This window comes from Bradyrhizobium sp. Cp5.3, assembly GCF_000426265.1.
GTDB lineage: Bacteria > Pseudomonadota > Alphaproteobacteria > Rhizobiales > Xanthobacteraceae > Bradyrhizobium > Bradyrhizobium neotropicale.
In genome coordinates this window covers 129,277-141,984 of sequence record NZ_AUFA01000003.1, presented here as the reverse complement: position 1 = coordinate 141,984, position 12,708 = coordinate 129,277, and the positions used below count along the sequence as shown (strand labels likewise).

Genomic DNA, 12,708 nt, shown 5'->3' with positions numbered 1-12,708 from the left:
AACCGGATTGGGAGCGAAAACACAAGACCGGGAATGAGGAAAAGCTGCTAACGCAGGGAAATTCCTGTCATTTTTCCGTCGACTTCAGGTTCAGCTTGAACCGCCCTGTCCGGTACCTCACGGCGGCGCGACCTCGAGCTCGTCCTCGAGCGTGATCTTCTCGAAATCGGTCACGAGAGCGTCAATCCGCACATGCCAGCTCCCGGCGAAGGGCAGCTCGGCCTTGCGCACATGCCAGTAGCCGTCCGGCCCGAGCTTGGCCTCGCGCTCCATCGGCTCGATGCCGCGCTCGGGCAGGCTCAGGGTCAGTGTCGCCTCCTTGGCCTTCAGCGGCGTCGCCTCGCCGGTCATGAGCTGGAGCACGAAATCGTTCGTGCCGGCCTTGCCAGGCGAGACCAGCACCTGGAACATCGCCTTGTCGCTGTGGATGTGGATCGCCAGTGGCGTCTCCGGAACAATGGTCCGCGGCGGCGGCGTGAAGCGCCAGCCGGCGACGACGGCGAAGATGCTGAGCGCAATTCCGCATTCGAGGAGGATCGAGCGCTTCAGCGCCGGTGCGGCCTTGTGATCGCCCGCGATTGCCGGTGTCAGACGGAAGCGATTGAGCGCGGCGAGCGCCAGCAACACGAGAACCAGCGCCAGTTTGATCGACAGGAGGAGGCCGTATCGGGTCTCGACCAGCGCGGCCAGATTTTCGAGCTGGATAATCGCCAGCGCGAGGCCGGTCAGAGCCAGCACGGCGACCACTGGCACGGCGATGCGAGAGAAGCGGTTCAGGATTGGCAATGTTGCGGCCGTGGGGTTCGACGCCAGCGCGGCGAGCGGCGCGAGAGCGCCGATCCAGTAGGCGACGCCGAGGCCATGCAGGAACATGGCCGGCCGCGTCAACATCTCGGGCGGCGCGGTTGCCGCGTGCCCGGTCATGGCGAGCGACAGTCCAACGCCGACGAATGCGATCATCGAAACCATACATGCATGCGCCGCCCGCTGGAGCGCAAACAGACTGATCAGCATGGCCGCGATGGCACCAAGCAACGCCGGCCCGGCGCTGGTCGCAAATGCGACCTTCCAGGACGCCGGCGTCAACAGCGCCGCAGCTGACAGGCCGAGGAGATCGGCGCCCAACAGACCAAGCGAGGCCACCGCGCCCAGCACCCCAACAAAGAGCGCCGCACGCGGCACGGCCGTTCCGACGGTCGATCCGGCGATCGCGCGCGCAAAGAACACACCCCCGACGCCGACGAAGAGCCCGAGGTAGAGACCGATCCGCGCCAGCCAGATCAGGATATTCAATCCGCCGTCCGCATTTGCGGGCGGCTTCGTTGCCGTAGGCACGCCGACCGAGAAGGTCACCGATCCCGCGACCGGGTGGCCATCCTGGGAAATGACGCGATAGCTGACCACCGCCGTGCCCTGTGGCAGGCCCGCCGGCATGGCGATCGAGATCGTCTCACCGGATGCGCCGACGCGGGTATCGTCGCGCGCCCTCCCCGCACCGTCGATGAGGCGGATCGCACCGGGCGTCACGGCCTCGTTGAAGCGCAGCTCCACCGCCTTCGGCGCGCTCGTCAAGATGCTGCCGCTCGCCGGCTCGACCGAGATCAGCGCCGCGTGTGCCCGGGCGCCGGTCGCGAAACCGGCGACAAGGAGCAGCGTCGCGAGCGCGCCGAGCAAGCGCATCAGGGCTTTGGCAGGAGTTTTACGCCCGGTGCCGGCGACTTGCTCTCGGAATGCCCTGCTCCCTCCGTGGGGATCTCGATCCAGCGGCCGACGCCGGTCTCGCACTCCTGGACGACGGGAAAATACAAGGTCGCGTTCGGCTTGAGCGAGTCAGTGAGGACGGTATGCATGATGAACTCGTCATAGTTCTTGTCCGAGAGCCTGCCGCCGGACCACGCCACCTCCTTGACGCCCGAGGAGAGCTTGTTGCCGTGATAGTCGTACTCGCTGGCATATTTGCCCTCGACGACGTCGACGTTCCAGCCCGCCTTCGGCATCGGCTTCACCGCGATTACGCCTTCCGGGATCTGGACGCGGATCTTCACCGTGGGCGAGCCCGCGCAGCCATGCGGCACAGCGAACACGGCCTTGTACGATGCACCGACCGTGGCCTGCTTCGTTTCCAGAGTGACATGCGCGGCCGCCGGCGATGCGACGAGCGCGGCGATCAGGATCAGGCAGGATCGCTTCGACATGTTCGGCCTCTTCCACAGGGTCACTTGATCAGGATCGGCGATTCCACGCTCACATGATCGGCCTCGGAGATCGAAATTCCAAGACCCAGCATCCAGCGTCCGGGCGTCAACTGCGCCACCTTCACGCGCCAGCCCTCATCGCCGTCGCGCGAGGCCTCAACCGGCGCCAGCTTCTTGCCGGTCTGCATGTCCGCGAGCGTCACCGACACGGCTTTCGCAGTTAGCGGCGCCTCGTCGGTGGTCTCGAGCTGGATGGTGATCTCGACCGGACCGGCGCGGCCAGGCGAGACCGTGACATTGGCCATCGCCTTCTCGGTGTGCAGATGCGTGAAGAAGCTGTCGTCGTCCGTCGCCGCAGCAAGCGGCGTGGCGACAACGGCGAGTAGCGCGGCTGCTCCGAGCGCAAGGCCCTTGATGGTTTGGCGCAAGGTCATGGGAATCATGATCGGTTCCCTCACATCTTCATTCCCGAATGATCCGGCATTTTCTTCATTTCCATGTGTCCGGAGTGGCCTGCATCGCCGGGCGCCTGCGCGCCGACGCCCTGGACGTCGAGGGAGATCGCGACCTTGCCGGCCTTCTCGAACTCCAGCGTCACCGGAACCTTGTCGCCCTGCTTGAGCGGCCCCTTCAGCTCCTGAAGCATCAAATGAAAACCACCGGGTGCGAGCTTCATGGTCTTGCCGGGATCGATCGCAAGTCCCTTGTCGAGCGCGCGCATCTTCATCACGCCATTGTCCATCGCCATCTCATGGACGTCGGCCTTGCCCGCAATCTCAGTCGAGACGCTGACGAGCCTGTCCGGCGCCGTCCCCTTGTTCTCGATGGTGAGATAGCCGCCGGCGACCTTTGCGCCGCTCGGCGTCGCCCGGCTCCAGGCCTGCGAGATCACGAGGTCGCCGGCCTTGACGTCGTCGGCGCGTGCGGGGGCAGCGATGAGAGCGAGAGCGAACGTTGCGAGCAGCAGATTTTGTACGATAACCTTCATGTCGGGTCTCCTTTTTTGCAGACTGAGCATCAGTGTGAGAAGCGTTGTTCGGCGGACCATTTCTCGAGATCGGCAATTTCGGCCGAACCTTCGATCGTCGTGATGGTCCCGTTCTGAGAGATCAGCATTGTCCGGGGAATGTCGCCCTGCCAGGCAGGGTCGATCTCGAACCTCGATCGCTCGACAAAGCCGTCGCTGAATATGAAATTCTCGGTCGACGACAGCCCCGCCTTGTCGAGCATGGATTGCGCCGCTGCCGGCAGATTCGGCACGAGATCGGCGCTGATCGTGATGACATCGATATCCGGGTGGTCTTTCGCAAACTGCCCGAGCAGCGGCAGCTCGACCTTGCAAGGCCCGCAAGTCACGCCCCAGAAATGCACGAGCGTTGGACGACCGGCATGATCCCGGAGGACGCGTTGCCAGGTGCCGCGCTCGAATGGTTTGAGAGCCGGCTGCGCTCCAAGAGCAGATCCCGACGCGAGCAGGATGCCCAGGCACAGAATGCCAGCAATTCGACGCTTCATGGCTGGTCCTCGATCGGTATGAGACGATAGCCATCCGCCTTCGTCATCCATGACAGATAGGACTGCCGGCCATTGGAGACGAGCAAGGGATGGTCGGATGTGTCAGTCGTGCTCGAAATGGTCTTGGGCGGTGACCACGTCGCACCATCGTCACAGGAGATCATCATCTGAACCGTGGTCTTCTCGCCGTCGAACTCCTTCCAGACCATCACCGTTTCCGCTGCGCCCGCGAGCACAAAGGGCCGCGCCGGATTGCGATCTGGCCGTCCCACCGCCATGGGCGCAGAGAATGTCCGGCCCTCGTCGCGCGAGTGCGCGTAGAACAATCCCTTCCGCGCTTTCCCGTTCGTATACCAGGCGACGTGATAGGTCCCGTTTGGCGCAACCGTCAGGCTCGGCCCGTGATGCGGGCACGCATTGATCTGCCAATCGTCGTTGCTGACCCGATGGATTTCACCTGGGGTCGAGACGTCAGTGAACGTCATCACCGCGTGATCGCGTACGCCGCCCTCGAAGATATTCCTGAAGATCACGACGGGCCGCCCCGCCGCCGCGAAGGCCAGACCCAACCGGCAACATTCGCAGGTGTTGTCGTGCGCGAGACGGGCCTCCGCGTAGGTCGCTCCGCCATCGCGTGACGACGCGAAGAAGAGCCCTGCCCCATCGTATTTCTGACCCGCCTGCTTCGCAGGGACACGATTCCTCTTGTCGAGCCAGGCGGCAAAGACCGTCCCATCCTGATCGAGCGCCAGCGCCTCAAAACGTTGGCTCTCATTGTTTGCGGTGATCGGCCTCAATTCGGCAAAACTCTTCCCGCCGTCGGCCGAGCGCGTGTAAAGCACCTGACCGTTGAATGCTTCATCCCTGAATGTCGCGAACGCGAGCGCGATTCCGCCCTGACGATCGACCACGATTTTGGGCCGGGCGTCCGGCCCCCAATCAAGATTCAACCCCTTTGTTGTGACCTGGACAGGCGCTGAAAAAGTGTGTCCCGCATCCTGCGAGTTTGCGACGGACACCTGCCCTCCCGCCATCCAGACCAGCCACAGCGTCCCGTCGGGACCGAACGCAGGCGTCGCCTTGGTCGCACAGCGTAACACGGGCTCTTCGCAGGCGGCTTCGGACGCATGCTGACCATGCATCTGTCCGTGCGCTGCGCCTTGCAAACATGCAAGAGCGAGTATCCCGAGCAAGCCACTTCGAACCATGGCCCTACTCCCTGCGAGAGCCCGCATCATCTGAATGCCACCTTCATACCCGCGACGAACGTGCGGGGCGAGCCCGCGTAGATCGATCCCGTTGTGTTTGCCAGCACGCTCGCGGGGTTTTGAACGCCGGCCGCTGTGACCGAGTTGGTGATGTTGTTCGCCGAGGCAACGTAGGTTCGATCGAACACGTTCCTGACTTCAAAAAACAGGTTCAAGGATCTGAAGTACTCGGAAAGCAGATCCGTCTTGTAGTGGACGTTCACGTTGACCAGCTCATAGCCCGGTGCCTTCAGCAGGTTTGCGTTGTCCATGTAGAAGGAGTCCTTCCACTGCACCTCCACAAAGGCTCCCAGGCCCGCCAGGGGCCCGGCAAACTCGTCGTAGCCGACCCGGGCCGTCAGCTCGTTGGGCGAGATACCCGGAATCTTGTTGCCGGCTCGATTGAAGCTGAAGACGGTCCCGTTGGTGAGGTTCTCGACGTATTCGGTATAGACCTCGTCGAGATAGGTATACGCCGCCAGGAGTCGCCAGCCGGGATAGAACTTCCAGTCGGCCGCAAGCTCCACGCCCCGATGTTCCGATCGCGGCGCGTTGAACGCAAAGGTTACCCCGGCGATCGGAGTTGCCTGGTTGACGATCTCGTTGCGGAAGAACTCGTAGAAGCCGGTTGCGCTGAGCTTAAGCGTCCTGTTGGGCGTCCAATCGAAGCCGATGTCGTAGCCAAGATTTTTTTGAGTTTGGAGCTGGGTATTGTTGCCCGACAATCCCGTCGGGAGAACGAAGAGGTTCGAAACCTGAGGCGTACCATACCCGGTCGCAACCCGACCACGAAACAGCCATTCGTTGTTCAGATTGAAAAGCAGCGCCAGCTCCGGTGCGGTGTTCTGAAACTGGCGGTCCGCAGTCGTGATCGCCGTCGTCGTGATTCCAGTGGGACCAGCGTATGAATACGCCGTGTTTATTCCCTTCAGAACGGTGGTCTCCCACCCGATGCCCGCGACTGCCGTCAAGGACGAGGTGAGCTTGAGCTCCTCCCTCGCGCGAACGCCGTAATTGGTCGTTTCGCTGTAGAGATTGCTCGACAGCCGGCCGAGCGTGGCGTTACCCCCGGGCATCAAGTTTCGCGTGTCGCTCGACGCCGTCAGGGTGTTGTAGAAGGCGCCAAAGAACGCGGTCGACTCCAGTCCGAGGATTTCGCCGCGCTTGGTCAGATCGCTCATGTAATTGTACGACGGAAAATCCCCGATGGCGCTGGTCGAGCCGGTCGGCTGATTGATGTTCCTGTCGTCGAAAACGAACTGGTTTCGCCAAGTCAACGTATTGTCGAAATCGTGCTCCCACCGGCCGCCAACGATGGTCCGGCGGTCGTTGCGGCCGAGCCCGGCCTGCACGGCCGTCTCCTTGTCGGTGCCGGCCGCCGTGTTGAATCCATTGTTGAACAAGGTCACCGTGCCGCATCCGGGCGCAGCCGTGGCACCGGTCGCGCAGCCCTGCTGCAAGGGGTTTTGATAATACTGGTTCAGCGACTGCCGGATCGGCAACCGCGTGCTGAGATCATTGTTGATGATCTTGACCGTGAAGCGATCGTCCGGCGTCGCCTTGAGCGTTCCGAGGAAATTGACAGTCTGCGTATTGAACCAGCTGTTGCCGATATAGCCATCACCCCGCACGTCGCTCGCAAACAGCGAGCCCTCGAAATTACCGACCTTCTTGCCGGCCGCCAGATAATTGTTGAGGTAATCATAGCTGCCGCCGTCGACTCCGTATTCGACGCCGTCGATCGTACCACCCGGCCGGGTTCGAAAGTTGAGCGCGCCGCCGGTCGCATAGTTGCCATAGAGGGCCGACGAGGGACCTCGGATCACGTCAATGGCGCTATAGGCACGAGGGTCGATCAGGTCGCTTCGCGACAGCCCGTCCGGCTGCGTCACCGGAAAGCCGTCCTCGAAAATCACGAGATTGCGGATGCCGAACCCGTTCCGGGCGTTGGATCCGCGAATCGAGATGCCGAAATCACGGGGACCATTCCCCTGCTTGACCGAAACGCCCGGACTGTCCCGCAAGACATCGCTGACCGAAAACGCCGGTCGGTTGTCGAACTGCCAGCGATCGATGGTGGTTTCGGTCTGACCGGTCGGCGATTGATAGAGACTGGCTCGCGCTGCGCTGGCGGTCACGGTGTTATTCTGGGTGGGGCCACTGCCGGTCGAATTCGCTGCGAGCGGCCTGGTCGAGGGGCTGGCCGAGGCAGAGCGCGGCCTCGATGGCCGGGTTGGAGGCTTGGGACGGGCCGCCTGCGGCGCCTCAACGGTGACCGGCGGCAGCGTCTGCTGCGCCTCCTGGGCATGGGCGTTGGAGCCGATCGAGGACAGCACGCCGCAAAGCACGGGCAAGCTCGCGCTGCTGATCGCACGAATACGTAACATCTTGAATTCCTGACGTCCGGCGCGTCGGCCGGTTCATTGAGCACGCCGTCGGCACGGCAGCGCCGGCCCAACGGTTCGGTGTGTCGTTAGGTCAGGAAACCTGCGGAGGTGCGCGCGCCTGGGCGCTGGAGCCGCGAGGAGGTGCGGCGACATGGTCCGCCGCGTCATGCCAAACCACGCTCTCGGCGTGGCGGAAAGGACTCGAGAACGTCGCTGGCAGCGGCGAATCGAGGGAGGCATTGGCCTGTGCGAGGCAGCACAGCGCGCACGCACCGGAATGCGCAGTCGGCGCTCCCGTCTGATCCTCGAGGCCGGCGCCCTGCTCGCCTGCGCTATGACAGATGACGGCGGTCTGGAGCGGATCGGCAACGGCCTGACCGGCCGCCCAGCACGCGGCAATCGGCGCCAGTACCTGCATCGCCAAGGCGAGCAGGACGATGGGTAGGAATTTTTGCAGCCGCGCGCGCATCCGCCGAACCATTCGTTCGCTTACCAACTAGACACGATCCGTCACGGAGTCGAGATCGCTTCTTGCACCAGGTTGACGCAGAACAATCATTCAGTTCACGAGGTGTATCGCAGGGTGCATCGTGCCAAGCAGCCCGACAATGGCGAGAATGGCGAGGCCGAGAGCAAGCTCGATGGCGCAGTTGCGCTTGAGCCAGTGCAAGGCGCCGTTGCCGAACGCGGAAAGTCGCGGCGTCAACACCAATCGGTTGATCAAGGCGAGTAGCAGCATGAGCGCGACGAGGACAAGCTTGGCCAGCAAGAGCTGTCCATAGTCGGTTACGACCAGCGCATGCAGCGAGCCGACAAGGATGGCCGCGTTGATGAAGCCGGTGAGCAGGAGCGTGATCACACTGACCATGCCCATGATGGAAAACCGCCCTACGACGTCGCAGGTGACCGAGACTGCCTTGCTCTGGTAGGCCGCCGCCAGGAACAGGATCAATGACGCCAGGCCACCGATCCAGGCCGCGGTGGCCGTCAGATGCAGCGCATCTGCGGCAAGATGCAGGTACCCCGCCTCGCCAGCGGTCGAGCCGGCATGGCCAATCCAGGCGAGGCTGGCGGCAAATGCGACCGCAGCCGCAAATCCGAGCCTTCGCGCGACCGTCACGCGATGACAGACGAGGCAGGCGGCCAGACAGACTGCAAGGCCTGCCCGAAGCGTCGTCACCTGACCGAACTGCGTTTCGTTGATCACAGTCGACAACACGTCCGCCGACATTGCCTCATCGAGCGGCATCCCACTCATCGAGACGGCTTGAAGCAACAGCCAGATCGCGCCAGAGATCACGGCAACTCCAAGACCGAGCCACGAAACCCGTAAGGTCGGCGCCCTGAACGCTGCAGGCATAGCCGCATCAGGGCGGAAGGCTGACGCGGCGATGACAGTTCGGAACATGACATCTCCGACCGTGATCGCAGTCGCGGCAAAATGCACGGCGCGCGTTGCGACCAATGGCGCTTGGGCTGCTGACCAATCCATCGGCGGTTAAGCCCTCATGGACCGACCTGGAACGTGAAGCTCCCATCGGTCGTGTGAGCATCCACGGACAGCACGCGCCAGTTCACGTGGTACGTGCCCGCCCCTGCCGGCTTCAGCGAAATTGACATCCGGTCGCCGCTGACGCGCGGCTTGCCGGCGTCCACGCGCTGCCCGGAGGGGCCCGTGACGGTTATCGAACTGAAGGCCGCCTCAAGTTTCTGGGTGAACCAGAGCGTCACATCGCGCGGAGGGCTCGCGACCTTGTTGCCGACGCGCGGCTCGGCATGGTCGAGAAAGGCGTGGGCGCACGCTTCGCCGGACATCACCGAAGCCAGGAACAGGACCATGAACGGTATCATCGAACTTAGAGATGAGCGTCGCATCGGTCAGTTCCTTGCGAAGGGGCTGGCGGGCTGGACCGCCCCGCCGAAGAGCGGCTTGCCTATGCCGCGTGGATCAATGTCGTCGAGATAGAAGTGCAGCTGCCCGATCACACCGACATGCGTTCCGCTTTGCCGGTTGATCGGAATCAGTGCCTCGATGCCCACCTGATACTTGTTGCCGACCCAGAGGACGCCGGGATTGATGGTACCTGTTGTCGTCGTGCCCGAGGTGAGCGTATTCGCGACCGGTGTTTGCAGATTGGCTTCGACAAGGGGAATCAGGTGATTGAGGAACTCCGGCAAGCCGAGGTCCACGACGGATGATTTCAGGTAAGGCAGGCTGTACTGGATGGTTCCCCCCCAATTCAGCACGCGCGGATGGAATTCGGCATCGGCGGTCAAATCGCCGGTATCGGGATCGATCCCGAAAGTGGTCGTGACATTCCTGGCGGGAATCGCGTAGCCGACCTGGCCGGTGATGGCCGCGGGGCGAAGCCAGGAGAACCTGTCCGGCAGGTCGCCAAAACCTTTGCCGAACCACAGCATCGGCGTGTAGGTGTTGAAGGGATCGGCCCCGACGTTTTGCGCGCCGGTGCCGCCCCATTCGATGTTGAGGCCGACCGACATCACGAATTCATGCGTGGGATCTCTGAAGACTCGGTACTTGAACGTGGTCTCCAGGTTCTGAAATCCGTTGGCGCCCGGGATAGTCGGATCCCTCGGATTGAGAAAGGTGTAGGTCGAGCCAAACGACACCGCAAAATCCTCGGTGATACGTTTGGAGAGCTCGCCGGACACGTCGTGCTGCCGAACGGGCGGAACATCGCCGGTCTTGAAACTGTCGACCGTTGGAAGCGACAGCTCATCGTTGACGCCGGGATCGTCGATGCTGAGCGTTGCCGGGAAGAAGCGGTTGCCGACGATTTCGTGGGCCATGCTTCGGGAAAGAGGAAGAATCGCGATCGCCACCGCCAAAAGGCTGGCACGCGGATGAGAGATAGGCATGGAAGGTCTCCGCCAACTGACGTGCAAGTTCGGCAGCCGGACGGCCGCCATGCTCACGCCAACTGCGGAGGCGCGCGCGCCTGGGCGCTGGAGCCGCGAGGAGGTGCGGCGACATGGTCCGCCGCGTCATGCCAAACCACGCTCTCGGCGTGGCGGAAAGGACTCGAGAACGTCGCTGGCAGCGGCGAATCGAGGGAGGCATTGGCCTGTGCGAGGCAGCACAGCGCGCACGCACCGGAATGCGCAGTCGGCGCTCCCGTCTGATCGTCGAGGCCGGCGCCCTGTTCGCCTGCGCTATGACAGATGACGGCGATCTGGAGCGGATCGGCAACGGCCTGACCGGCCGCCCAGCCCGCGGCAATCGGCGCCAGTACCTGCATCGCCAGCGCGATCAGGACGATGGGTAGGAATTTTTGCAGCCGCGCGCGCATCCGCCGAACCATTCGTTCGCCCGTTAACTAAACACCGCAACCAGCCCGAGTCGAGGTCGGTTCGGTCGGCTTTTTGTCCTAGGGCAAAATTCCGGAAAACTGTGCGCGAGCGCCCCGGCTCAGGACGCGGTCGGGCCTTTCCGGCAGCTGTCGCAGCCCGGCATATCCACAGATTTCTTATATCTGTCATATACTTATGGAGCGAGAAGCCCGATCATTTCGTCAGCTGCTCGAATTTTGAACAATCGTTGCCGAAAATGATGACAAGTGAGAAAAGTTGATCTAGCATCCCTCTTGCTCAGGCTGGCCGCGAGGTCGAAGTCTGGTGGTCCAAGTCTCGGGAGGAGCCCCTGACGCGCAAAACGCAGCGTCGCCCCGTCAATCAAGATCAAATCTTAGAATCGGGGATAATAGGGTCGACACAATTTTTGAGCGGGGCCAGGGCCCCGCTCTTTTTTTGCGTGCATGGCCTGCTGCGCCGATGAGTGCTTCCCCCAATCCGGTTGAACTGAGCTTTGATCTCGCGGCGATGCGCTGCGCGGACCTCACGCCGCTGGTCTATCAGCGGCTGTTTCGCGAACATCCCGAAGCACAAGCCATGTTCCGCTCGCAGGGCAGCGAACTCGTGCAGGGATCGATGCTCGCGCTGACGATCGAGGCCATCCTCGACTTCGCCGGGACACGGAGCGGGCATTTCCGGCTGATCGCCTGCGAAGTGTCCTCGCATGACGCCTATGGCACGCCCCGCGAGCTGTTCATCGCCTTCTTCGCCGTCATCAGGGATACGCTGCGCGACCTGCTCGGCGATGACTGGTCACCTGACGTGGCGCGGGCCTGGGACAAATTGCTCGCCGACATCGAGGCATTCGCCAGCGTTTTGGCTTAGCGCTTCGCGCTGCACCAAGGCGCCGCGGCGATTTCCCGCGCGATTGCAGATTGGGTGGCGTGAACTCATCGATTGTGAGAGACTTTCCGCTCGGCCGCGCAATCAATGACGCGCCGACGATAAGATATATGGGAGCGAGCGATGTCCGGGACGAAAGATTTCTCGACGACGAGGCGCGATCTTCTTCAGGCGGCAGCGGCCGCCGGCGCCGCGACTGCCATGCTTGGCAGCATGGGCATAAACCCCGCATTGGCAGCCGAAGTCGGACGATCCGAGAAGCCGCTGAAGGCAGCGTTCTCCAATGCAGGCCTGCAGGCAACGTGGTGCGCGCAAGGCAAGCAGGCCGCCGAGTTCTGGGGCAAGCTGTTCAACGTGGAGGTGACCTGGTTCGACGGCCAGCTCGACGCCGTGAAGCAGCGTGCCGCGATCGACAACATGGCCTCGCAGAAGTGGGACTTCGTCGCGATCCAGGCCTTCGGCATCGGCACCCTCACCCAGCCCGTGCAGAAGATGATCGATGCCGGCACGCCTGTCATCGACATGGACACGCTGATTGCTCCGCTCGACCAGATCAATGTCCACTCCTTCCTTGCCCCCGACAACGAGTTCATGGGCGCCTCGGTGACGCAGGCGCTGTGCAACGCCATGGGCGGCAAGGGCAAGATCATCATGACGCAAGGTGCGCTCGGCCACACCGGGGCACAGGGCCGCGCGAAAGGCTTCAATGCGGTCGTCAAGCAGTTCCCCAACATCGAGGTGCTCGACACTCAGCCGGCCGACTGGGACGTCTCCAAGACCGCGCGCCTCTGGGAGACCTATCTGACGAAATATCCGCAGATTGACGCGGCGTTCTTCCACAATGACGACATGGCGCTCGCCGCCTACAACATCATGAAGGCCCGCAACCGGACCAACATCCTGATCGGCGGCGTCGATGCCATGCCGCCGGCGATCCAGGCGGTGAGCGAAGGCCGCATGTTCGCAACCGTCCGCAATCCCTCCTGCCGCATCCATGGCGGCGCGATCATCGCGGGCGTTGCCGCAGTCGTCGGCGGCGAGAAGAGCGGACAGGGCATCCCCAAGAACGTCGTCACCGACGGACCGGTCGTGACCAAGGCCAACGCCGCCGGCATGCAATGGATGGAAGACCACTTCCTGATCTGAGCC

General features: G+C 62.8%; 14 protein-coding genes. 2 read left to right on the top strand and 12 right to left on the bottom strand.

What is annotated here, in order from left to right:
- Positions 1-117 precede the first annotated feature (117 nt).
- The 12 genes from K289_RS0105970 to K289_RS0105915 all read right to left on the bottom strand — a co-directional run bounded on the left by K289_RS0105970 (position 118) and on the right by K289_RS0105915 (position 10,655).
- Positions 118-1,680 carry a CopD family protein gene (locus K289_RS0105970; protein ID WP_027550656.1) on the bottom strand — a complete coding sequence of 521 codons (1,563 nt, stop codon included), beginning with the start codon at positions 1,678-1,680 and terminating at the stop codon, positions 118-120.
- Positions 1,680-2,195: a YcnI family protein gene (locus K289_RS0105965; protein WP_027550655.1), complete on the bottom strand. Its 516-nt coding sequence runs from the start codon at positions 2,193-2,195 to the stop codon at positions 1,680-1,682. The genes K289_RS0105970 and K289_RS0105965 overlap by 1 nt, the downstream gene beginning before the upstream one ends.
- A 20-nt stretch (positions 2,196-2,215) precedes the next feature.
- Entirely contained in the window at positions 2,216-2,638 is a 423-nt protein-coding gene (locus K289_RS0105960) for a hypothetical protein (RefSeq protein WP_035684112.1), read from the bottom strand.
- Positions 2,639-2,649: 11 nt separating this feature from the next.
- Positions 2,650-3,183, bottom strand: a complete 534-nt coding sequence (locus tag K289_RS0105955) for a copper chaperone PCu(A)C (protein ID WP_027550653.1) — start codon at positions 3,181-3,183, stop codon at positions 2,650-2,652.
- Positions 3,184-3,212: 29 nt separating this feature from the next.
- The gene (locus K289_RS0105950; RefSeq protein WP_027550652.1) at positions 3,213-3,710 is read right to left on the bottom strand and encodes a TlpA disulfide reductase family protein; all 498 of its coding nucleotides are present in this window, start codon (positions 3,708-3,710) and stop codon (positions 3,213-3,215) included.
- On the bottom strand, positions 3,707-4,918 hold the full coding sequence (locus K289_RS0105945; RefSeq protein WP_027550651.1) for a sialidase family protein: 1,212 nt from the start codon (positions 4,916-4,918) through the stop codon (positions 3,707-3,709). Before K289_RS0105945 ends, K289_RS0105950 begins: the two co-directional genes overlap by 4 nt.
- A 26-nt stretch (positions 4,919-4,944) precedes the next feature.
- The gene (locus tag K289_RS0105940) at positions 4,945-7,344 is read right to left on the bottom strand and encodes a TonB-dependent receptor domain-containing protein (protein ID WP_027550650.1); all 2,400 of its coding nucleotides are present in this window, start codon (positions 7,342-7,344) and stop codon (positions 4,945-4,947) included.
- A 91-nt stretch (positions 7,345-7,435) separates the two neighbouring features.
- Positions 7,436-7,813, bottom strand: coding sequence for a DUF2946 domain-containing protein (locus K289_RS0105935; RefSeq protein ID WP_027550649.1), 378 nt, complete (start codon positions 7,811-7,813; stop codon positions 7,436-7,438).
- A 90-nt stretch (positions 7,814-7,903) separates the two neighbouring features.
- The gene (gene copD / locus K289_RS43940; protein WP_051310500.1) at positions 7,904-8,836 is read right to left on the bottom strand and encodes a copper homeostasis membrane protein CopD; all 933 of its coding nucleotides are present in this window, start codon (positions 8,834-8,836) and stop codon (positions 7,904-7,906) included.
- A 14-nt stretch (positions 8,837-8,850) separates the two neighbouring features.
- Entirely contained in the window at positions 8,851-9,183 is a 333-nt protein-coding gene (locus K289_RS0105925; protein ID WP_245283850.1) for a copper resistance CopC family protein, read from the bottom strand.
- A gap of 39 nt (positions 9,184-9,222) precedes the next feature.
- Positions 9,223-10,275 carry a hypothetical protein gene (locus tag K289_RS43935; RefSeq protein ID WP_245283849.1) on the bottom strand — a complete coding sequence of 351 codons (1,053 nt, stop codon included), beginning with the start codon at positions 10,273-10,275 and terminating at the stop codon, positions 9,223-9,225.
- 2 nt (positions 10,276-10,277) lie between these two features.
- A complete protein-coding gene (locus K289_RS0105915) occupies positions 10,278-10,655 on the bottom strand; it encodes a DUF2946 domain-containing protein (protein ID WP_027550647.1) in 378 nt (125 codons plus the stop codon).
- Positions 10,656-11,136: 481 nt separating this feature from the next.
- On the opposite strand from K289_RS0105915, the gene K289_RS0105910 reads away from it, so the two are divergent.
- The gene (locus K289_RS0105910) at positions 11,137-11,541 is read left to right on the top strand and encodes a globin (protein WP_027550646.1); all 405 of its coding nucleotides are present in this window, start codon (positions 11,137-11,139) and stop codon (positions 11,539-11,541) included.
- 141 nt (positions 11,542-11,682) lie between these two features.
- Positions 11,683-12,705, top strand: coding sequence for a sugar ABC transporter substrate-binding protein (locus K289_RS0105905; RefSeq protein WP_027550645.1), 1,023 nt, complete (start codon positions 11,683-11,685; stop codon positions 12,703-12,705).
- The last annotated feature ends 3 nt before the right edge of the window (positions 12,706-12,708 follow it).